The sequence below is a fragment of the Gordonia sp. N1V genome, assembly GCF_029269935.1.
In the GTDB taxonomy this organism is placed as follows: Bacteria; Actinomycetota; Actinomycetes; order Mycobacteriales; family Mycobacteriaceae; genus Gordonia; species Gordonia polyisoprenivorans.
Window position 1 is genome coordinate 337,273 of the sequence record NZ_JARJDD010000003.1, and the last position, 20,942, is coordinate 358,214.

The following is a 20,942-nucleotide window of genomic DNA, read 5'->3' on the forward strand; positions in this document are numbered from 1 at the left end:
CTCAATCTGCTTTCCTCAGTTTCGTCACGAAACTCACGACTGAGGAGACCCCGATGACCGACGTGGCTCATGCCCAGGAATCCGGCGTCGCGTCGGCTCCTCGGCGTCCCGCATTGATTCTGGCGTTGCTGTCGCTCGCGGCCTTCATGGCGAGCCTGGATGTGTTCATCGTCAACGTGGCGTTCGAGGACATCGGACGCGACTTCCACGGCGTCTCACTGTCGGAACTGTCGTGGGTGCTCAACGCGTACACCATTCTCTACGCCGCGCTGCTCGTACCCGCCGGCCGGATCGCCGACCGCTACGGACGCAAGGCCGGCTTCTTGATCGGCGTCACGATCTTCACGCTCGCCAGCGCGGCATGTGCTGCCGCTGAAGGTATTTGGTGGTTGGTCGCTTTTCGCGCCGTCCAGGCGGTCGGGGCCGCGATCCTGACCCCGGCAAGCCTCGGGCTCGTCGTCGCCGCCATGCCGACGGAGATCCGCGCGCGATCGGTGCGGATCTGGGCCGCGACCGGTGCAGTGGCCGCAGCGCTCGGACCGGCCGTCGGCGGTGTGCTGGTGGAGGCCTCCTGGCGGTGGGTGTTCCTCGTCAACCTGCCCGTGGGCGTGCTCGCGCTCGTCGGAGGCGCGGTATTGCTCCCGCGATCGCGCAACGAGGCCGCCGAGCACCTGCCGGATCTTCTCGGCGCCGGTTTACTCGCGATCACCATCGGCGCGTTGACCCTCGGACTCGTCGAGGGACCGGCCTGGGGATGGACCGACGACCGGATTCTGCTGGCGTGGGCCGTCACCGTCGTCGGACTGATCGGTTTCCTGGTCAGTTCGGCACGACACCGAGAACCGGTGATCGACCCGAATCTGTTGCGCGTGCGCGCATTCTCCTTCGCCAACATCACCGCCGTGCTCTTCTCCATCCCGTTCGCCGGTGCGCTGCTCGCGAATATCCTGTGGATGCAGCAGGTATGGGGGTACTCGGCGATCAAGACCGGATTCGCGGTCTCTCCCGGACCACTGATGGTCCCGATCTTCGCCGCCGTCGGGCACCGGCTCACCGCCCGGATTCCGGTCGGTGTGGTCATCGCTGCCGGCTGTGCACTGTTCGGCCTCGGTGGTCTGCTGATCTCGCTGTCGATCTCGTCCACACCCGCCTACGCGACGGCACTACTGCCGGGCTGGCTGATAGGCGGAGTTGGTGTGGGCTTGGCATTGCCGGCGATCCTGTCTTCGGCAACCGCGGATCTGCCTGCCACACAGTCGGCGACGGGCAGCGCCGTGGTCAACATGAGTCGTCAGATCGGGATGGCCTTGGGCGTGAGCGTCCTGGTCGCCATCATCGGCAGCCCCGTCGGCTACGACGCCGTACATGCGGTCTTCCAGCACGCATGGTGGACACTGGCCGTGGTCGCGCCAGCGGGTGCGATCACGGCACTCGGAATGACGCCTCGCCAGGTTGGCTCTGAGGCGTAGTGGGTAGACATCTGAGAAATCCTCCCGTCGCGAGCGGTGACACGTCCTTCCCATGTTCGAGGCGAGCGGAGCGCCGGCAACGAACCTCGAGACCGCCGACGCCGACGCGGTAAGGGCGCAGTACGAATACAGATTCCACATGAGCGGACGAAAAGCCCGATTTTTCGGGGTCAAGCACCGCTCACGTGGAATCTGTATTCGTAGTCGGCGATGGTGGGGTGCCGCGGGCAACGCTACTAGGCTCACCCACGTGCCCGCCGCCGAATATCACGAGATCGCCCGCACCCGAGACCGGGTGCGGCTGGCGGTGCAGGTGCGCGGGTCCGGGCCGACGCTGCTGCTCCTGCCCGGGCAGGCCAACAATCATCACTGGTGGGATCGCACCCGCGGCGATTTCGACTCCCACCACACCACCGTCACCTTCGACTATCGCGGGACCGGCGCGAGTGGTTCCGGTGGCGAGCGCTACAGCACGCGATTGTTCGCCGAAGATGCTCTGGCGGTGATGGATTCGCTCGCCATCGACAAGTTCGCGGTGTACGGCACGTCGATGGGCGGTCGTGCCGCGCAGTTCCTGGCGGCATCGGCACCACGTCGAGTGCGGCGGCTCGTCCTCGGATGCACCACGCCCGGCGGGATTCATGCCGTCGAACGAGACGCGTCGGTGCGTCGTGCACTGGCCGGTCCGGACGCAACTACGGCCCTGTTGGACTACATGTATTCGCCGCAGTGGCGTGCCGCCAACCCCGGCCCGTATCACGTACTCGGCGATCCGGACATGTCCGACGCCGACCGACGTGCGCATCTGCTGGCGAGCAATCGACACGATGCGTGGGCGGTCCTGCCGGACATCACGAGTCCCACTCTGATCCTGCACGGCACCGACGACCTGATGGCGCCGGTGGTCAACGCCGAGCTACTCACCGAGCGCATCCCCGACGCCCGCGCCCACATCCTCGACGGTGCCCGGCACGCCTATTTCGACGAATACCGTTCGCAGACAGCTCCTCTCGTCCTGGACTTCGTGACCGGCTAGGCTGGGTGCCATGCGTTTCGGCATCTGCATCCTGCCCGATCTGACCTGGCGAGAGTCGCGGCCCCTGTGGCAACGCGCCGAGGAGATGGGCTTCGATCACGCCTGGACCTACGACCACCTGGTCTGGGGTGGCCTGCCCGACTCCCGCTGGTTCTCCTGCATCCCGACGCTGACCGCTGCCGCGACCGTCACCCGACACATCGACCTCGGTGCGTTCGTCGTCTCCCCCAACTTCCGCCATCCGGTCGCGTTCAGTCGCGAGGTCGCCACCCTGGTCGACATCTCCGACGGTCGCTTCCTGCTCGGCCTCGGGGCCGGCGGCACCCCGGACGACACCGTCCTCGGGGGCGACCGCCTCCCACCCAAGCAACGCGTCGACCGCCTACAGGAGTTCACCCTGCTGCTCGACCGCACCCTTCGTGACGATCACGTCGATGCCGACGGCCAGTACTACCGCGCCCGTGACATGCGGCTGGTCGGCGAACCGGTACGGCCGCGCGTGCCATTCCTGTTGGCGGGCAACGGTCCCCGATCAGTGCGCTTCGCCGCACGGCACGGCGACGGCTGGATCACCACCGGCACGCCGTCGGAGACCGTCGACGACTGGTTCGACGGGATCCGCGCGAGCTGCGATGTGCTCACCGAAACACTCGACAAGGACGGGATCACCAAGGACTTCCCCCGCTACCTGAGTCTCGATGCCTCGCCGCGCAACGCCCTGGAGAGCATCGACCTCTTCGACGAAATGGTCGGACGCGCATCGTCTTTGGGATTCACTGACGTCATCGTGCACTGGCCGAGATCCTCGGAGCCCTACCTGGCTCCCGACCACGTCCTCGACGAGGTTGCCGCCCGACTGCAACCCGGGCGTACGGGCGCCGTCGATGTGACAGACTGATCGGTCATGAGCAAGGGCACACCGATAGCGGGCAAGGTCATCGCCATCACCGGCGGCGCAGCGGGCATCGGACGCGAGATCGCCCGGCACCTCGCCGACGCCGGGGCACGGGTGGCCATCGGCGATCGCGACCTTGACGGTGCGCGTGTCACGGCGAGTGAGATCCCGGGCGAGGCATATGCGTTCGCGCTCGATGTCACCAGCACCGAGTCCTTCGAGGCCTTTCTCAATGCGGTCGAGTCCTCCGTCGGACCGATCGACGTCCTGGTGAACAACGCCGGGGTCATGTGGGTCGGCCCCTTCGACGCCGAGACCGACGCGGCGGCCGACGCGATGCTGGCGGTCAACTTGCACGGCGTGATCCGCGGGGTGCGGCTCACCGCGCCGCGGATGCGCCACCGCGGACACGGCCACATCGTCACGATCGCTTCTGCCGCTTCCAAACTCGCCCCTCCCGGCGAGGCGACGTATGCCGCGAGCAAGCACGGCGTGCTCGGCTACCTGACCGCAGTCCGTGAGGAACTCCGCGGCTCCGGGGTTCTCCTGACCGCGGTCATGCCGACCGTAGTCGACACCCAGCTCGCCGCGGGGACCGCGACCGGTTCGGCAGCCATGCTGCAGCCGGCCGACGTCGCCGCCGCCGTCGTCGCGGCGATCGAGAAGCCGCGCTTCGAGGTGACCCTGCCATCCTTCGTGGGTCCCGCGGTGCGGGCGGCAGGGCTGCTCCCGCAGGCGATCCGAGATCTGTTGATGCGCCGGATGGTGCCCAACCAGGTTGATGCGGTGCGCAATTCGACGACGCGGGCCGAGTACGAGTCCAGGGCGCTGGGCGACTAGGGCACCCCGATACCGGTGGCGATCCGAAGTTGTTCGGGGTCGCGGCCGTTGGCGGCATTCATGTCGCATCGCACCGTTCCGTAGCCCTCCGGCAGGCCGTGCCCGTAGCCGTCCCCGTTGGTGTACTGATGGGCGATCATCTGTCTGCGCAGATCGTCGGTGCCGGCCGGAAACCTCGGAAGGGCCCCGTAGGACGGGATGACGAAGCCGATCGGTGGCCGCACCCGCCAGATGCGTGCGTCGTTGGGGTTGAGGTAGCCGATGACGCGGCGGGGCCGGCCGTCGATGTGCGGGCCGCGCCAATCGCCGAGTCCCCACACCAGACGGTTGATGGAATCGCTGTTGTCGGAACGGATCTGGCCGCCCCAGGATTCCACGTCGACCATCGACACCACGTCGGGTCGGTCCTCGCCTTGCATCTCAATGTGCGTCGTCATCACGTCGCGCCAGTTGGATCGGTAGACGCAGTACACGATCAGCCCGCGCAGCCGGCCGGAGTCGAGCCAGGAACGAGCGATCGTCCAGTTCTGCTGGAAGTGGCGGTCCCGATAGGTCCCGTCGTTGGACCGGATCGACAGCCACCGATACGGGTAGGAGTCATCGAGCACGGGCTGCCATTCGGAGATGTCGGCGAAGAGGGTGTCGGTCATCTTGTTCACCAACGATAGCGAGCGCACCTGAGAACAGGACTTCGTCGAGTTCGCCGCCAGCTCCGACGACGGAATTCGCCGATATCTGTGACCCCGCGACCGCCCGACTCTCAACAACTCGACAACCGGATGCCAGCATGCGGTTAGGCGCAGGTCACATGCTCTGTTCATGCGACTGATCATGGGAATCCACCTGACCGACGACCAGGTGGTCGTCGTCACCGGGACGGCGGCCTCGGTCGCCGGCTCGCGTCCCGGTCCGCCGCACCTCTCGTCGCATCCTGCGCGGTTGTACTGGCCGGCGACCGCGGCACCGAGGTGGTCGCGTCCCGCCGACAACCCCGACGACGTCTATGGCCACTTCCTCACCCGCATCGCCGATCTGACCGCGGTGCGCACCGCGTCGGGTCGCGGCCGTGCTCCGCATCAATTGGTCACCGCAGCACTGCACGTGGCGATCGATGGCACCGAGCGCTCCGACCACGGGCACGTGGTGTCGGTGACGATCGCCCATCCCCCGCACTGGTCGGCCGAGCAGATCGGGATGCTACGGCGTGCCGCGGGCCGCGCGGTCGGTGCGACCACGAGCGTGTCGGTGGTCTCCGAGTGCGCCGCGATCTCCCGTTGTGTGCGGTGGTCGGCGCAGATGGGTACCGCCGATCTCGTCGCCGACCACCCGTCGTTCCTGGGCGCGTGGGGCGCGGCGATGCTCGCCGCCACCGCCGTCACCCGGGTGCCGGTACCCACCGACCGGACCGCGCGCAGACCGGTTCGCACCGCCCCCGCGCACCACATGGCGACGATCACCCATCCGATGCGCCGCATCGTCGATTCCTCCGTCGCCGACCTGCGATTACGGTGGAACGCGCTGGGTCACGCCTGACCCGGCGCCGTTCTCACCGTCGCGAAAGGTCTCCCACATGCATTCACCTCTGGACATCGCCACAACCGGCGCGACCCAGATCTGGACGATCAACAAGCCCGAGGTCGGCAACGCGATCACCGACGTGGAGTTCGTCGAGGCCTTCGAGTCGGCGGTCGACGCCGCCAACGCCGACCTTGAGATCAGGGCGATCATCCTGACCGGCGCGGGCAAGATCTTCTCCGCGGGCGGCAACGTCAAGGAGATGGCAGACCGGACGGGCATGTTCGGCGTCGACGAGCGAGCGCAGCGACGTGCCTACGTGGCGGGTATCCAACGTCTGCCCCGTGCCCTGGCTCGCCTCGAGGTGCCGATCATCGCCGCGGTCAACGGTGCGGCCGTCGGCGCGGGCTGCGACCTGGCGATGATGTGCGACATCCGGATCGCCTCCGAGCGCGCATCCTTCGCGGAGAGTTTCGTGCAGGTCGGGCTGATCCCGGGCGACGGCGGAACGTGGTTCCTGCCGCGTGCCGTCGGATATGAGCGGGCCGCGGAGATGACGTTCACCGGCGACCGCGTGGATGCCGCGACGGCTGCCGAGTGGGGCATGGTGAGCCGCGTGGTCGGCCCCGACGATCTCCTCGACGAGGCCCGTACGCTCGCCGAACGCATCACCAAGAACCCCGCTGAGGCGCTACGGATGGCCAAGCGCCTGCTGCAGGAATCACGAACCAGCCCTTTGGAATCGGTCCTCGGCATGGCCGCGGCGATGCAACCCCTGGCCCATCTCTCGCCCGAGCACACCGAGCGGGTGGAGAAGTGGCGCTCCCGCTGACGACACCACGTAACCATTGACATTCTCAACGATTGCGTTCTATCGTGATCTCGATTACATCGGGCGATGGAGGAGTACACGATGCGCAATCAGGGCGTGGGCACGTGGCCGCAACGGGCCTCACGGCAGTCGCCGGACACCGAGGCCATCGTCTTCCGTGACCAAGCGATCACCTATCCCGAACTCGACGAGCGCACCACGCGGCTCGCACACGCCCTCGCCGATCTCGGCGTCGGACGTGGCGACCGCGTCGCACTGCTCAGCGCCAACCATCCCGCGTATCTCGAGGCGCTCTTCGCGGCCGGCTTGCTCGGCGCCATCCTGGTGCCGCTCAACGCCCGGCTGACCACTCCCGAGGTCGCCTACGCCCTGACCGATTCCGGCGCCACGGTGCTGATCCACTCCGCGGCGTTGGCGGATGTGGCGATCGCGGCCGCGGCCGAAGCCGGCGTGACCACCCGCATGGTCGTCGACGGCGATCCCGACCCGGACGCCGTCGGCTACGAGACCAGCATCGCCGCCGCATCCACCGACCGCATCGATCTGGCCGTCACCCACGACGACCCGTGCTTCATCATGTACACCTCGGGAACCACCGGAAACCCGAAAGGTGTTGTCCTGAACCACGGGACGGTAACCTTCGCGGTCCTCAACCCGATCCTCGACCTCGACCTGCGCAGCGACGAGGTCGCGCTGGTCGTGGCACCGTTGTTCCACACGGCCGCATTGAATTTCATCTCGCTGCCCATCCTTCTGAAGGGCGGCACCGTGGTGATCGAGGAAGGCTTCGAACCGGCCCGGGTGCTGCGGGTCATCGCCGAGCGCAACGTGACCTACGGCTTCGGGGTGCCCACCATGCTCGACGCCATGAGCTCCCACCCGGACTGGGCGTCAGCGGATCTGAGCTCCATCCGTCGCTGGATCGTCGCTGCGGCACCGGTTCCGCCGCGCACTCTGCATACCTACACCGAACGCGGCATCGCACTGTGCCAGGGCTACGGGCTGACCGAGACCGGGCCCGGTGCGCTGGTCCTCACCCCGTCGCACACCGCCCGCAAGCTCGGAAGTGCCGGTGTCCCACACTTTTTCACCGACGTCCGGGTCGTCGGCCCCGACGGGGACGAAACCGCGCCCGGGGAGCGCGGCGAGATTCAGATCCAGGGCTCCAACGTCATGGCCGGCTACTGGAATCGCCCCGACGCGACCGCCGCGGCGTTCACCGACGACGGCTGGTTCCGTTCCGGCGACGTCGGCGTCCGCGACGACGAGGGCTACATCACCATCGTCGATCGTCTCAAGGACATGATCATCTCCGGCGGCGAGAACATCTACCCGGCCGAGGTCGAGGCCGTCATCCTCTCGATGCCCGGAGTGGTGGCGTGCGGGGTGTTCGGGGTCCCCGACGACAAGTGGGGTGAGGTCGGTTGTGCGGCCATCACCCTGGACGACGGCGCGGCACTGACGTACGAGCAGCTCGCGGCGTTCCTCGGTGAACGGTTGGCGCGGTACAAGATCCCGAAGTCGATGGTGCTGCTCGAGGAGATCCCGCGCAACGCCACCGGCAAGATCCGCAAGGACCGGCTACGGTCGATGTTTTCCGCCACGCCCGTCCACGCCTGAGAAGGCGATGCGACGCAACAGTTCCCGTGCAGCCGCCACATCCCCCGCATCGGTGCCGGCCACGTACTCGGCCGTCACAGCGGCACTGCGCCTGCGCGCCTGGTCGCACAGCTCCGCCCCGGCCTCGGTCGCGACGATGAGCTTGTTGCGCCGGTCGTTGATGTCGGTGGTGCGCTGCACCAGCTTCCGGTCCTCGAGATCGTCGACGAGGGCGACGATCTGACTGGGGTCGAGACCTACCACGGTGGCCAGACGACGCTGGGTGATGCCGTCGGGTTCGTCGCAGACGGCCGCGAGCGCGCTGTACCCACGCACCTTCAGCCCCAGGGGCGCGATGGCGCGATTGGTCTCCTTGCTCAGCACCACGCTGGCGCGAGCCATCAAGAAGCCGAGATCGTCGTCGAGCATTCGCCGGGATGTCATGGGCCCTCCCATCGCGAGCACGTTACCACTTCCACAATCATTGACTTTCTCAATGGTTAGCGTTCTAATCGAATGCGTACCCCGAGCCTGAGGAGGCAACCATGGATCTGAACGGAAAAGTCGCCGTCGTCACCGGCAGTGGGCAAGGGCTCGGTCTGGCCTACGCCCGCGAACTCGCCCGCCGCGGAGCGGCAGTCGTCGTCAACGACGTCTCGGAGGAGACCGCGCAGGCCGCCGTCGCCGCGATCACCGCCGATGGCGGCCGCGCCGTGGCAGTGGTCGCACCCGTCGGATCGACGGAGACCGCGCAGGCGCTGGTCGCTGCTGCCGTGGACACCTTCGGACGCCTCGATGTCATGGTCACCAACGCCGGCATCCTGCGCGACAAGGTGCTCTGGAAGATGACCGACGAGGATTTCGACGCCGTCATCAACGTGCATCTCAAGGGCACGTTCACGTGCGTGCGCGAGGCCGTGCTGCGATTCCGCGAGCAGGGCGACGGCGGCCGCATCATCTGCATCGGCTCGCCCGCCGGGCAGCGCGGCAACTTCGGGCAGACCAACTACTCCGCCGCCAAGGCCGGCATCGTCGGCATGGTCCGCACCTGGGCGATGGAACTGAAGAAGGCCGGGATCACCGCGAACGCCGTCTGCCCGGTCGCCGTGACCGCGATGACCGCCACCATCCCGATCTTCAAGCCGTTCATCGACGAGGCCGAGCGGACCGGCTCCCTCCCCGACGTCATCCGTCGCGAGGTCGGGATGGGCACGCCCGAGGACGTTGCCGGGCTCATCGCGTTCCTCGCCTCCGATGCCGCTGCCGACATCACCGGTCAGGCCATCTCCATCGGTGGTGACCGTCTCGCCCTGTGGACGCACCCGGAATTGTCCGAAACCGCTTATCACGACGGCGGTTTCAGCGCCGAGGACGTTGCGACGGTCTGGCCGGGCGCCTTCGCCAACCAACTCGAGACGGTCGGCGAGGAGTTCCCCGACGAGGTGCTGGCGGCCGCGAAATGAGCACCCGCTACGAGTGCGCGGTCGACTTCGACACCATCGACGCCATCGACATCCACACCCACGTCGAGATCGACGGCTGCGGGCATCGTTCGCTCGACGACGAGTTGATGGCCGCATCCGAGAAGTATTTCCGCTCCGGCGAAGAGCGCACGCCGGGAATCGAATCCATCGCCGAGCACTACCGGCAACGCAACATGGCGGCCGTGGTGTTCACCGTCGACGCGCACTCGGCGTCGGGCCACTCGCCGAACTCGGTGGAGGAGATCGCCGAGCGCGCAGCGGAATTCAACGACGTCCTGATCCCCTTCGGTTCCGTCGACCCGCTACAGGGTAAGGCGGCGGTCAAGCGCGTGCACCGGCTCGTCGACGAATTCGGCGTGCGGGGCTTCAAGTTCCATCCGAGCATGCAGGGTTTCGAACCCAACGACCGCCGGTACTACCCGGTCTACGAGGCCATCACCGAAGCCGGCGTGCCCGCACTGTTCCACACCGGGCAGACCGGAATCGGCGCCGGATTACCCGGCGGACACGGCATCAAGTTGCGCTACTCCGATCCGATGTTGCTCGACGATGTCGCCGCCGACTTTCCCGACCTCACCATCGTGATGGCACACCCGGCGGTGCCGTGGGTCGACGCCCAGATCTCGATCGCCACACACAAGGCCAACGTCTACATCGATCTGTCCGGCTGGTCACCCAAGTACTTCCCGCCGCAGTTGGTCAAAGCCGCCAATTCGATGCTGCGCCACAAGGTCTTGTTCGGATCGGACTTTCCGGTCATTCAGGTCGACCGATGGCGCAAGGACTTCGCCACCCTCGACATGAAGCCCGAGGTGCTGCCGTTGATCTTCAAGGACAACGCACTCACCGTCCTCGGCGTCAAACACTGAAACCCACCCAGAGAAGGACTCGTACCGATGACCACTGCGTCACCCACCACCACACACCTGGCCACCCTCGCCGAGCTCGACGATCTCGTCGGCACCGTCCTCGGCGTCAGTTCGTGGCTCGAGGTCACCCAGGAACGCATCAACACCTTCGCCGACGCCACCGGCGACCACCAGTGGATTCACGTCGACCCCGAGCGCGCTGTTGCCGAGAGCCCGTTCGGCGGGCCGATCGCCCACGGATACCTCACGCTGTCACTGATCATCCCGATGTGGGGTGAGGTGCTCGCCGTCGACAGCGTGACGATGGCGGTCAACTACGGGCTCAACAAGGTTCGGTTCACCAACCCCGTGCCCGCCGGCGGACGCGTGCGTCTCAAGGCGACTCTCGCCAAGGTGGAGCACCTGCCCAAGGGCGGCGTCCAGGTCACCGTCGAGGGCGTCATCGAACTCGAGAACAGTGAGCGTCCCGCCGTCGTCGCCGAGGTCGTGTACCGCTACTTCGAGTGATTTGCCGGTTTTCGCCTACATCGGCCGAACGACTTCGCACCTTTGAATGACGTCGCAGGGCAACCGGTCTGGATATTCTGCCCGGGTGAGAACGAACATCGCCGAGCCACGCCGCCGCATGGCCGTGGCCTGTGTCGCGGCGGCCGCATTCGTCGCGGTCGCCGCGAGCGCGTGCGGCAACTCCACCGCTCCGACACAGGCCACCCCGGCGACGCCGCAGATGACGGTGGCGGCGGATGCCGCGAAAGTCGATTTCGCGTCCGCTGATTCGGCGACGATCACCCCCGGCGTCCAGACCTACACCGGCGATGCGCAATGCACCACCAACTACGTCTTCGTAGACAAATCCGGCAACGTCTACCTCGGACAGGCCGCACACTGCTCGGGAACCGGCAAGGACACCGAGACCAACGGATGCCAGAACAACAGCCTGCCGATCGGCACCGCCGTCACCTTCAACAAGGGCGGCAACCCAATCACCGGCGTGGGCACACAACTCGGTGCCGGCACCCTGGTCTACAACAGTTGGCTCACCATGCATCAGAAGGGCGAAACCGATCAGAACACCTGCAGTTTCAACGATCTCGCACTGATCAAGGTGAACCCGGACGACGTCGGCAAGGTCAATCCGTCGATACCGTTCTGGGGCGGACCCACCGGCATCCACACCGACGGCACAACCCCCGACGCGAAGATCTACAGCTACGGCAGTTCGAGCCTGAAGTTCGGATTCAAGAAGCTGTCCAAGCAACACGGCGTCAGCAAGGCCGACCAACCCGCCGACAACGGCTGGTCACACATCGTGGAAATGCGTTTCCCAGGCATCCCCGGAGACAGCGGCAGCGCCTACCTCGACGCACAGGGGCGTGCCCTCGGTGTGCTCTCCACCATCGGTCTGACGCTACCACCGCTCAACAACATCGGCGACATCCGCCACGAATTGCAGTACGCACGAGCCAATTCCGGGATCGCCGGGCTTCAGCTGGTACTCGGGACCGCACCGTTCAAGGGCGAGTAGGGGCGATCACACCTGCATTCCGAAAACTTCGCGGACTCACTCCTACGGTCATTGCGCCACCACACCCGTATTCCGAAAACTTCGCGGACTCACTCCGACGGTGCGCCGAAACGACCGCGGAAAGTGTGACACGTCATGGAAACCGAGGCGCTCGGCGATCTCGTGCACGCTCTGATCGGTATCCGAGAGCAGTGAGCGGGCTCGTTCGAAGCGTTTGCCGTACAACCATGTTCGCGGTGTGGTGCCCGCGGCGCTGAACAGTTTGTGGATGTAGCGCACCGACATACCCAACTCGGTTGCCACGTCGGCGATCGTGTGGTCGGGATCGCCGATGTGGCGCAGCATCGACTGCTGCACAGTGCGCAGGTCGTCGGCGTGCACGCGATCGGTCAGCGAACGCTGCGGCATCCGATGGTCGACCGCCGCGGAGACCACGTCGAGCAACGCCGATGCGACGGCCGCGACGGCTCCCGCACCGAGATCGTCGTCGTGAACGGCGAGATCCACCAGCATGCTCGAGGCGACCCGGCCCACGCCGGAGTCCGCATCGATCCGGAGCCCGACGGCGTCGTCGATTTTGCCGGAATCGGCAGCGTCACCGCACTTCTGGAAGGGCGACGATGACCACCCCACCGACCGCTATCCCACCCACTGCGGCGCCACCCGCGACCGCACCATGGAGCGGTGGACGAGTGGCCGAGATCCTCCTGTCGACCAAGCGCTCGCGTACACCGCGGACGTCGATCCGCGCCGAGTGGCCCGATATGAGCCTCGAGGTCGCCTACGCCATCAGGCCATCGCGCTCGCCGATGGGCTCACGCACGGTGAGGTGGTCACCGGGATCAAGCTCGGTCTCACCTCCCGCGCCAAGCAGCAGTAGTTGGGCGTCACACGCCGTCGGTGGCCTGGTTGACAGATGCCATGGCATTGCCTGCCGGACTGGCGGTTCCGCGGGATCGTCTCATCCATCCGCGCGCCGAGTCGGAGACCGCCTTCGTGCTGGGGCGTGCACTGCAGGGCCAGGGTGTGACGGCCGCACAGGCGCTTGCGGCCGTCTATCACACGATGGGAGCGCTCAAGATCATCGACAGCCGTTATTCGGTATTCACGTTCAGCCTCGAGGACGCCGTGGCCGACAACAATTCGTCGGGCGTCTACGTCACCGGACCGGTCATCCGGCGCATCGACGACCTCTACCTCGGACTCGAGGCGTGTCTGCTGGAGGTCGACTGTGACGTCGTCGACAGTGCCACCGGGTCGGCGATCCTCGGGCATCCGGGGTGGAGCACCTACCTTCGCCACGAAAACCTTCGGTGCGAGCGGAAGCGCCCTGGTACCAGGGTGGTTGGTCTTGACCGGCGGCATGACCGATGCCGTGCCGGTCGCATCCGGAAGCAGGGCGGCCGCCCACTTCACGTCCCTGGGCACCGTCACCATCGCGGGCGGGTGAGTGCGATGCCGTTCATCGACGGGACCCTCCACACAACCGAGGGCACATCATCTATCCAGCAAACCCGGCATGGATCAGATACTTGCAGGCGATTCAGCCTAGTACTACAGCCGTAGATCGCGGGTTGTGAGGTTGCGTGGCGTGTGTGCGCTGGTGGGAGCGGCTGCCGGGGCATGATCTGTGGTTTGTGAAGTCAACAAATACGCCTGCGGCAGCCGCGGGTTTGAGGATAGATCATGACCTGTGGCGGGCGCAGTTGGACACGGTTCTCGACACCATCGCGCCACGGTTCGCCCGCTGCGAGGCAGCCCGCAACGCGGGCGCCTTCGTTCTGGGTGTGCTCTCGGCGATCGAATCGAAGAACTGCTGGACGATGGCCGAGCTTGCCGGGCATGCTAGCCCAGACAAGTTGCAGCACTTACTCTCACGTGCACGGTGGGATGCCGATGAGATCGGTGACGATGTGCGTGCCATGGTTGTTGACGCGTTCGCCGAGCCTGAGGCCATCCTTGTCGTCGATGAGACCGGTGACCTGAAGAACGGCGCCAACACCGTAGGGGTGCAACGCCAGTACTCGGGGACCGCCGGCCGGATCGAGAACTGCCAGGTCGCGGTGTACATGACCTACACCAGCTCGAAAGGTCACGCGTTGATCGACCGCGCGCTCTACATGCCGCGCAGTTGGCTCGATGATCGTGACCGCTGCGCCGAGGCAGGGGTGCCTGATGAGTGTGAGTTCGCGACCAAACCACAGTTGGCCACCCGCATGATCGGCCGCGCCCTCGACGCGAATGTGCCGGTCGGTTGGGTGGCCGGCGACGAAGTATACGGCGCCGACCCGGACCTGCGAGCCATGTTGCAGGACAGGCAGATCGGATACGTCCTGGCCATTGGGTGTGACCGCCGCATCGCCACCCACGGCGGGGATCTGACCGCCGCGGAACTCGCGGCCACCGTACCCGAACGGTCCTGGCAGCACCACTCGGCCGGGGCCGGCGCCAAAGGTGATCGCCTGTACTCGTGGGGTGGATCACCTCCACCGAAACCCCGGACTCCGGTGGTAGCTGCTCGTTGCTGATCCGCCGCAACGACACCACCGGCGAGTTGGCGTACTACCGCTGCTACAGCCCGCGGCCGGTGCCGTTGGCGCAGTTGGTGGCGGTGGCCGGCCGTCGCTGGACCGTGGAGGAATCTTTCCAGACCAGCAAAGGCTTGACGGGTCTCGACCAGCATCAGGTGCGTACCTGGACGTCCTGGCATCGCTGAACCGTGCTGGTGATGCTCGCACACGCGTTCCTGGCGATCACCACCGCCACCCAGCGGCACCGTGAACGCACCAACCGCCAACTGATCCGGTTGAGTGTCAACGCTTTCCGGCGTTTGTTCTGAGCTCTCGTGCTCACCCCACTGCACGCCGTCGACAGCATCCTCGACTGGACCCTGTGGCGGCGCCGTCACCAGGAACGCGCTCAACAATGCCATCGAAACCGCAGGACACGACAACAATGAACCCGATCTACGGCTGTAGTACTAGCTAGATATGTCTAGATATGTGCGACAGCAACTTCCACCTTGCAACGTCGCTGTGACCCACGTCCGTAGACCAGTCGGTCAACGTTCCCGTGCCGAATACCGTTCAGCGGTACCAACCCGCGTATGTCAGTCCGACACGACCGTCTTGAGCAACGACCACCACAGTGCGGCGCCGGGTGACCACCCCCTCTCCCCTATGGACAACGCGGCGGCGGCCCCGCCATCAGCGGTCCGCACCGCAGCACATCGGTCCGCGGAGCGAGCAGCATCTCTACGAGCCAGGCGATGTCATCGAGAGTCGGCAGCCGGCCCAGCGTCGTCTTGGCGCGGTAGCGATGTGAGATCTCGTCGGGGTCGGCGACCGGTCTGCTCGACCTCGGAATCGACGAGGGCACACAGCCGCGGGACGTCGATCCGTCCGGGTCAATTGTCGAACGACCCGTCGATCGCGACGAACCGCGACCCCGGACCCTTCCGTTCGCACATCCCGCGGAGCATCCGTACCATGCCGACGACCTTGATGTTGATACGGCATGACGATGTAGGGCACGCCGCCCGGCGTCGACCCCACCTCGAGGATGTTCACGATGTGGGGGTGCCCCGACAACCGGCCCATCGCCCGTTGTTCGCGCAGGAACCGTTCCAGACTCGCTTCGTCGAGGTGGTCGGTGAGGATCTTGATCGCGACGGTGCGCTCGAGGTTGGGCTGTTCGGCGCGATACACCGCGCCGAATCCGCCACGGCCGATCAACAGGGGATCACTGAATCCGGCCGCGATGAGCTCCGAGGCGGCGTCCGGAACGACGTCTCGCTGCGTGTCCTGCGGATCGAACTCGACCATGGTTCCATCCAGCGTAGTCGGGTATGACGCAGGACACAGTCCGAATTGGGGCGTCTACCTCCGCGGCGGAACCGGCGGACGCCCGCACTGCACCCAGTTGCCCACGAGAACCGCGTGACACAGCACCGCGACGAGAAACCAGCCCGACGCCACACCCAATCCGGTCTGCGTGGACCAGTAGCCGAGCACCGACAGCGGAACGGCGATGCCACTGATCGCGCCGGCCAGGACGCACCACCCGAATCGACGCCGCGTGGCCGCCGCCGCGGAGAGCACGGTGCCGCCGACGCCGAGCCCGATCGCGATCTGACCGAGCAGTGTCCGGTCGCCGCCGACGTCGCTGGTCACCCAGGCACCGATGCTGGCGGCGGCCAGCGCAACGATCGCCAGCCAGATCACCCGTACCGCGCGCGGTCGCAACGGCACCTCGGCGAGCACCTGTCGCTCGATCTTGCGGAGCGAGGCCGCCAATCCCGGTTCGAGTTCCACCACCAACGCGCTTCCCCTACAGCCGGGCGAGCAGTTCGGCCTTCTTGGTCGCGAACTCCTCGTCGGTCAGGATGCCGCGCTGGTGCAGACCGGCCAGCGACTCGATCGCGGCGAAGATGTCCTCGGAGCCGGCCGGAAGGTTCTGGGCCGGAGCATTCTGGGCGGGACCGTTCTGACCTGAAGGAATCTGGGCGGAGGCATACTGGGCGGCGGCAAACTGGGTCGAACCGTTCTGGGCTGGGGGTTCGGGCGCCGCCACCGGTGTGTCGACGATCTCCTGCCCACCGATTTCCCGCAGGCTCGAGACGTCGAAGGTGCCGTACTGGCTGGAGAAGCTCACCGATCCCGGGTACCCGCCCTGTTGCTGCTGTACACCGCCGATCTGATGGTCGCCGGTATCGAAAACCCTTGTCACACCGTTGGCCTGGATGGCCAACCGCCGCGTCGCGGGGAACACCGCATAGCGCGAGTCGTTCTGCCCGCCGCTGGAGCTTGGGACCCCGAGATCGGCGGGCCACCAGTTGTTGGCGGTGCCGAAGCCTGCGCCGAACGAGCCGCCGAACGAATTGTTGGTGGGTGCCGGTGGGAACACGATCGTGGTGGCGAGAAGTTGGGAGAGCTCGCTGCACAGCGAGTCGACGCGGGCTTTGAGTGCGTTGTCGAACATGTTGCCGACCATCGTCATGCCGCCGCGCATCCACTGACCCGACCCGCCGAGTTCGGGGATGGAGAACTGCGCCATGGTGCCGCCGCCGCTGTTGACCGCGTACAACATCGCGAGCACCGCGTCGCGAGAGAGGCCGTACCGTGCGGCGATGTCGGCGACTGCGCCCTCTGCCTCGGGGGTGAGGGTTGCGTCCATGATGAGGCTCTTTCGTCGAGAGTGGATTCGCGCCCCGCACAGATCGTGCGGGTGAACTTCCCCAGTGTACGAGGGCCGCACCGCCGCGGCCCTTTCTGGCCGGGCGATCTCCTGGCATGGTGGAACCATGAGTTCCGTCGATGATCTCCATGGTGACCCGCACGTCGAGGAGTACCTGAGGACCGGAGGTGAGCAGGGCTATCACTGGAATGGCACAGAGATTCTCATCCTGTTCACCACGGGTAACAAGTCGGGCGAGGAACGCCGACATGCGCTGATCTTCCGTCCGTGGGGCGAGAACGCCTACCTCGTCGTCGCGTCCAAGGGCGGCACCGATGCGCCGCCGGCGTGGTTCCGGAATCTCGAGGCCGATCCCAACGCACAGGCGCAGATCAAGGACGAGCGCTTCGCCGTGCGCGCCCGGGTCGCCACCGACGAGGAGAAGCCGCAGATGTGGGCGACGATGGTCGAGGTGTGGCCCGACTACGACGCCTACCAGGCCAAGACCTCTCGCGTGATCCCGGTGGTCGTCCTCGAACGTGTCTGAGCGACAAGCCTTCTGACGCCGGTGCAGCGGCCGCAGACGCTCGTCGCGACCCTGGTCGACCTCACGCGCGCGCTGAGGGAGTCGGCGGCTCTGCGCGAGTGCGCAGAGCGCGACGGGGTGCATCCCGATGAGTACGCCCGAACTGTGGTGTTCGGACTGGTTCTCGCGGTCGCCGAGGGCGCCGACCGTCACCTCGCCGATGGTCGGTCCGCCGACCCGTTGCTCGCCGCGACGATCACACCGATCCTGAGAGCGCTGCGTGCGATCGACTGGGCGGCGCTCACCGCCGCCGACCCCCACCTCCACGTCCATCTCTACGAGCAGTTCCTGCGCGTTGACGCGCCCGGCCTCCGGCGGTTGTCCGGTACTTACTACACGCCGGTCCCGTTGGCGGACAACATGGTCCGGCTCACCGACCAGCTACTGCGAACCCACTTCGACGCCCCCGATGGGCTCGGGGACGGTGCGGTGCGGATCGTTGACCCCGCAATGGGGACCGGCACGTTCCCACTTGCGATCCTGCGCCTGATCGACTCCGCCAACGCGGGGCGACTTCACGGCGCAGAGCTGCACTCCGGCCCGTTCACCGTCGCCGAGTTCCGCATCCGGGCTCATGCACAGGTCCCGAACCTGTTGTGGGCCAACACTCTCGACGACTCGGACCGCTGGCTCGCCCTCGCCGACGAACGAGCCGAACAACCATCTGTCCGGGTCGTGATCGGCAACCCACCGTATCGGGAGCGTGCACGCGGGCAGGGCGGGTGGATCGAGAACGGGACCGATCCAGCCACCGGGCGTCCGCCGCTCGACGCATTCCGGCTGCGGGCCAACGGCAGCACCGAGTTCGCGCTGTCCAACTCCTACATCCACTTCTGGCGCTGGGCGAGTTGGTGGGCGTTCGACGCCCCGCGCCTCGAACAACCGCGCACCGAACAAGCATGCACCGATCGAACGAGCCCGGGGCTCATCTGTTTCCTCACCGCCACCGGCTATCTCACCGGACCGGGCTTTCGCGGAATGCGAGAGTATCTGCGCCGCAGAGCCTCTCACGGGTGGATCATCAACCTCAGTCCCGAGGGCAAGAAGCCACCGACCCGCAACGCGGTGTTCGCCATCGAGACACCGGTGTGTATCGGGATCTTCGCCCGCACCACGGATACCGACGACGACATCCCGGCCCACATCCACTATCTGGACCTGCACGGCACCAGCGCCGAGAAACTCGCCGACCTCGACACCCTGACCTTCGACGATCCCCGGTGGAGACCGGCGCGCACACAATGGCATTCGCCGTTCACACCGGCCGCCGCGAGCGGGTGGGACGGCTTTCCCGAGGTGGCCACGCTCATGCCGTGGCTGTCCACCGGCGTGACCCCCAACCGCAATTGGGTGAGCGCGCCGTCGGCGACGACACTCAACAGACGACTGCGCGCCCTCCTCGACGAGCACGACGCCGACCGTCGGTCGGTGCTGTTCAAGACCACCGACAGCCGCAGCCCGGACAGGCGCGGGGTGCGGCCGTTGCCGGGTGTTCCCCTCGACACCGCGCCGCCACTCGACGCGACCGCCTCAACCGACCACCGCGGACATCCGGTACCGGTGGAACGAATCACGTTCCGTGCCTTCGATCGTCAGTGGTTGATCGCCGACAACCGGCTGCTCGACCGCGCACGTCCGGACCTGTGGGCGGCACGCCGTCCCGGCCAGATCTTCGTCGTCGAGCAACACTCGATCCGCCCCGGTGCCGGACCCGCCTTGTACTTCAGCGCGCTCCTGCCCGACATCAACGCCTTCAACAATCGCGGTGGCCGTACGTTGCCGCGTCTGCATCCCGACGGCACGCCCAATGTGGCGCCCGGTCTCGACCACGCGTTGCGCATCCTCGTCGGAGCGTCCGCCCGCGCCGAGGATCTCGTCTTCTACCTGGCGGCTCTCACTGCGCATCCCGGATTCGTCGCGCACTTCGACGACGAGTTGGCGACCCCGGGCGTCCGCATCCCGATCACCGGGAACTGCGCGTTGTGGGACTCCGCCGTGGAGCTCGGCCGGCGGGTGGTCGAGCTGATGACCTTCTCCCCCGACGGCGTCCTCGAGATGACCGTGACAGGTCCGCAACTGCCGGAACAGACTGTGCCGGTGGGTGACCTGCGTCCGACGACGTTCTCCCACGACGCGCTCGCCCAGACTCTGGTCGTCGGTTCGGGACGGTGGAAGCACGTGCCGCCGGCGATCCTCGACTACCGCGTCGGCGGCGTCGGCGTGGTGTCGTCCTGGCTGAAGTACCGGCTGGCCCGTCCTGTCGGCAAGGTGTCCTCACCATTGGACGAAGTCCACGATCCCACCTGGCCCGAGCAGTGGTCGGACGAGCTGACCGAGGTGCTGTGCGCCATCGCCGCCCTCATCGCGCTCCACGACGACATGGATCACGTACTCCGCGAGATCCTCGCCGGCCCCCTCGTCTCGGAGGCCGAGCTCACCGCGGCGGGAATGACGGTACCGACGTCCGCCCTCGACCGAAAGCCCCGTCGCTAAACCGGATTCGGCGCCCCTGCACCACCGGCGTCGAGCCGCCTCGTCACACGTTCGCGTACGGCGCGAAAGTACGGTGCGCGATGCGGGTGGGCGCGATGATGCGGCGAGCCCGGGCCGTGCCGGTCCAGCATGTCGCGCATCCGGTCCTCGACGTCCATCACGGCGTGGCCGGTCGGGCTGGAGGTCTGGTCGGCCAGCGTCAGCGCGTCGGTCACCTCGTCCTCGACGAAGGTGAAGTCGCTCAGTGCTTCGTCGATGCCGCGTTCGGCCGCGATGTAGCGCGCGCCGGAATGGTGGGCGACGAGAGCGCACACCTCTTCGGGCCAGCCCCGCGCGCGGAGATACCGTGCGCCGTCGACGGGATGAAAGCCGGTGTCGCGCAGTGCGGGAACGTAGCCGATGTCGTGGAGCCAGGCGGCGGCGATCAACGCATCGCGCCGTCGCGGATCAACGGTTTGGGCATACCGGGTGGCCTGCGCGGCCACGCGGGTCACGTGGCGGAGCCGGTTCGGATCAGAGGCCAGGAGTCGTGCTGCGAGTTCTCGCGCCGCGTCCGTGAGCGCGTTCTCGTCGTCCACAACCTCTCCTCCGCGTCCCCCGACGGCCCGGCACGTGTGATTGTGC

The 20,942-nt window shown here is 66.7% G+C and carries 19 protein-coding genes and 4 pseudogenes; 15 read left to right on the forward strand and 8 right to left on the reverse strand.

Annotated features, from left to right (window positions below; translation table 11 throughout):
* Window positions 1-53 precede the first annotated feature (53 nt).
* The 4 genes from P3L18_RS06275 to P3L18_RS06290 all read left to right on the forward strand — a co-directional run bounded on the left by P3L18_RS06275 (window position 54) and on the right by P3L18_RS06290 (window position 4,240).
* Entirely contained in the window at window positions 54-1,469 is a 1,416-nt protein-coding gene (locus P3L18_RS06275; RefSeq protein ID WP_276113605.1) for a DHA2 family efflux MFS transporter permease subunit, read from the forward strand.
* Between the two features lie 250 nt (window positions 1,470-1,719).
* Window positions 1,720-2,505 carry an alpha/beta hydrolase gene (locus tag P3L18_RS06280; RefSeq protein WP_276113606.1) on the forward strand — a complete coding sequence of 262 codons (786 nt, stop codon included), beginning with the start codon at window positions 1,720-1,722 and terminating at the stop codon, window positions 2,503-2,505.
* 10 nt (window positions 2,506-2,515) lie between these two features.
* The gene (locus P3L18_RS06285; RefSeq protein WP_276113607.1) at window positions 2,516-3,403 is read left to right on the forward strand and encodes an LLM class flavin-dependent oxidoreductase; all 888 of its coding nucleotides are present in this window, start codon (window positions 2,516-2,518) and stop codon (window positions 3,401-3,403) included.
* Window positions 3,404-3,409: 6 nt separating this feature from the next.
* Window positions 3,410-4,240: an SDR family oxidoreductase gene (locus tag P3L18_RS06290; RefSeq protein WP_276113608.1), complete on the forward strand. Its 831-nt coding sequence runs from the start codon at window positions 3,410-3,412 to the stop codon at window positions 4,238-4,240.
* Here P3L18_RS06290 and P3L18_RS06295 read toward each other — a convergent pair.
* Complete coding sequence (locus P3L18_RS06295; protein ID WP_276113609.1) at window positions 4,237-4,890, reverse strand: hypothetical protein; 654 nt, start codon at window positions 4,888-4,890, stop codon at window positions 4,237-4,239. The two genes, P3L18_RS06290 and P3L18_RS06295, sit on opposite strands and share 4 nt — an antisense overlap.
* 169 nt (window positions 4,891-5,059) lie before the next feature.
* Between P3L18_RS06295 and P3L18_RS06300 the strand changes: the two genes are divergently transcribed.
* The 3 genes from P3L18_RS06300 to P3L18_RS06310 all read left to right on the forward strand — a co-directional run bounded on the left by P3L18_RS06300 (window position 5,060) and on the right by P3L18_RS06310 (window position 8,207).
* Entirely contained in the window at window positions 5,060-5,773 is a 714-nt protein-coding gene (locus P3L18_RS06300; RefSeq protein WP_079931535.1) for a hypothetical protein, read from the forward strand.
* Window positions 5,774-5,810: 37 nt separating this feature from the next.
* On the forward strand, window positions 5,811-6,587 hold the full coding sequence (locus P3L18_RS06305) for a crotonase/enoyl-CoA hydratase family protein (protein ID WP_079931536.1): 777 nt from the start codon (window positions 5,811-5,813) through the stop codon (window positions 6,585-6,587).
* A gap of 81 nt (window positions 6,588-6,668) precedes the next feature.
* On the forward strand, window positions 6,669-8,207 hold the full coding sequence (locus tag P3L18_RS06310) for a long-chain fatty acid--CoA ligase (RefSeq protein WP_276113610.1): 1,539 nt from the start codon (window positions 6,669-6,671) through the stop codon (window positions 8,205-8,207).
* Here the strand turns inward: P3L18_RS06310 and P3L18_RS06315 are convergent.
* Window positions 8,169-8,630, reverse strand: a complete 462-nt coding sequence (locus P3L18_RS06315; RefSeq protein ID WP_276113611.1) for a MarR family transcriptional regulator — start codon at window positions 8,628-8,630, stop codon at window positions 8,169-8,171. The genes P3L18_RS06310 and P3L18_RS06315 overlap by 39 nt on opposite strands.
* Window positions 8,631-8,731: 101 nt before the next feature.
* On the opposite strand from P3L18_RS06315, the gene P3L18_RS06320 reads away from it, so the two are divergent.
* From P3L18_RS06320 to P3L18_RS06335, 4 genes are all read left to right on the forward strand, one after another.
* Window positions 8,732-9,649: an SDR family NAD(P)-dependent oxidoreductase gene (locus tag P3L18_RS06320; RefSeq protein WP_276113612.1), complete on the forward strand. Its 918-nt coding sequence runs from the start codon at window positions 8,732-8,734 to the stop codon at window positions 9,647-9,649.
* Entirely contained in the window at window positions 9,646-10,539 is an 894-nt protein-coding gene (gene couO / locus P3L18_RS06325) for a 4-hydroxyphenyl-beta-ketoacyl-CoA hydrolase (RefSeq protein WP_276113613.1), read from the forward strand. The genes P3L18_RS06320 and couO overlap by 4 nt, the downstream gene beginning before the upstream one ends.
* A gap of 27 nt (window positions 10,540-10,566) precedes the next feature.
* A complete protein-coding gene (couM, locus tag P3L18_RS06330) occupies window positions 10,567-11,046 on the forward strand; it encodes a p-hydroxycinnamoyl-CoA hydratase (RefSeq protein ID WP_006368761.1) in 480 nt (159 codons plus the stop codon).
* A gap of 85 nt (window positions 11,047-11,131) precedes the next feature.
* Window positions 11,132-12,064, forward strand: a complete 933-nt coding sequence (locus P3L18_RS06335) for a hypothetical protein (protein WP_276113614.1) — start codon at window positions 11,132-11,134, stop codon at window positions 12,062-12,064.
* Window positions 12,065-12,112: 48 nt separating this feature from the next.
* Here P3L18_RS06335 and P3L18_RS06340 read toward each other — a convergent pair whose 3' ends face one another.
* Entirely contained in the window at window positions 12,113-12,598 is a 486-nt protein-coding gene (locus tag P3L18_RS06340) for a helix-turn-helix transcriptional regulator (RefSeq protein ID WP_276113674.1), read from the reverse strand.
* Window positions 12,599-12,684: 86 nt separating this feature from the next.
* Between P3L18_RS06340 and P3L18_RS06345 the strand changes: the two are divergent.
* A pseudogene (locus P3L18_RS06345) lies at window positions 12,685-13,514 on the forward strand (4-oxalocrotonate decarboxylase).
* 256 nt (window positions 13,515-13,770) lie between these two features.
* A pseudogene (locus tag P3L18_RS06350) lies at window positions 13,771-15,023 on the forward strand (IS701 family transposase).
* A 278-nt stretch (window positions 15,024-15,301) separates the two neighbouring features.
* Here P3L18_RS06350 and P3L18_RS06355 read toward each other — a convergent pair.
* The 4 genes and pseudogenes from P3L18_RS06355 to P3L18_RS06370 form a co-directional block, all read right to left on the reverse strand.
* Window positions 15,302-15,470 (reverse strand): annotated as a pseudogene (locus P3L18_RS06355) (short-chain dehydrogenase); the annotation flags it as partial.
* A gap of 109 nt (window positions 15,471-15,579) precedes the next feature.
* Window positions 15,580-15,888 (reverse strand): annotated as a pseudogene (locus P3L18_RS06360) (protein kinase); the annotation flags it as partial.
* Between the two features lie 54 nt (window positions 15,889-15,942).
* A complete protein-coding gene (locus P3L18_RS06365) occupies window positions 15,943-16,377 on the reverse strand; it encodes a hypothetical protein (protein WP_276113615.1) in 435 nt (144 codons plus the stop codon).
* A 16-nt stretch (window positions 16,378-16,393) separates the two neighbouring features.
* Window positions 16,394-17,239 (reverse strand): SHOCT domain-containing protein, encoded by an 846-nt coding sequence (locus P3L18_RS06370; protein ID WP_276113616.1) that lies wholly within the window; start codon window positions 17,237-17,239, stop codon window positions 16,394-16,396.
* A 127-nt stretch (window positions 17,240-17,366) separates the two neighbouring features.
* Between P3L18_RS06370 and P3L18_RS06375 the strand changes: the two genes are divergently transcribed.
* Together P3L18_RS06375 and P3L18_RS06380 are read left to right on the forward strand one after the other, a co-directional pair.
* Window positions 17,367-17,786 (forward strand): nitroreductase family deazaflavin-dependent oxidoreductase, encoded by a 420-nt coding sequence (locus P3L18_RS06375; protein ID WP_276113617.1) that lies wholly within the window; start codon window positions 17,367-17,369, stop codon window positions 17,784-17,786.
* A gap of 21 nt (window positions 17,787-17,807) precedes the next feature.
* A complete protein-coding gene (locus P3L18_RS06380; protein ID WP_276113618.1) occupies window positions 17,808-20,318 on the forward strand; it encodes a type ISP restriction/modification enzyme in 2,511 nt (836 codons plus the stop codon).
* On the opposite strand, the gene P3L18_RS06385 is transcribed toward P3L18_RS06380, so the two are convergent.
* Entirely contained in the window at window positions 20,315-20,896 is a 582-nt protein-coding gene (locus P3L18_RS06385; RefSeq protein WP_079931556.1) for an HD domain-containing protein, read from the reverse strand. The genes P3L18_RS06380 and P3L18_RS06385 overlap by 4 nt on opposite strands.
* Between the last annotated feature and the right edge of the window lie 46 nt (window positions 20,897-20,942).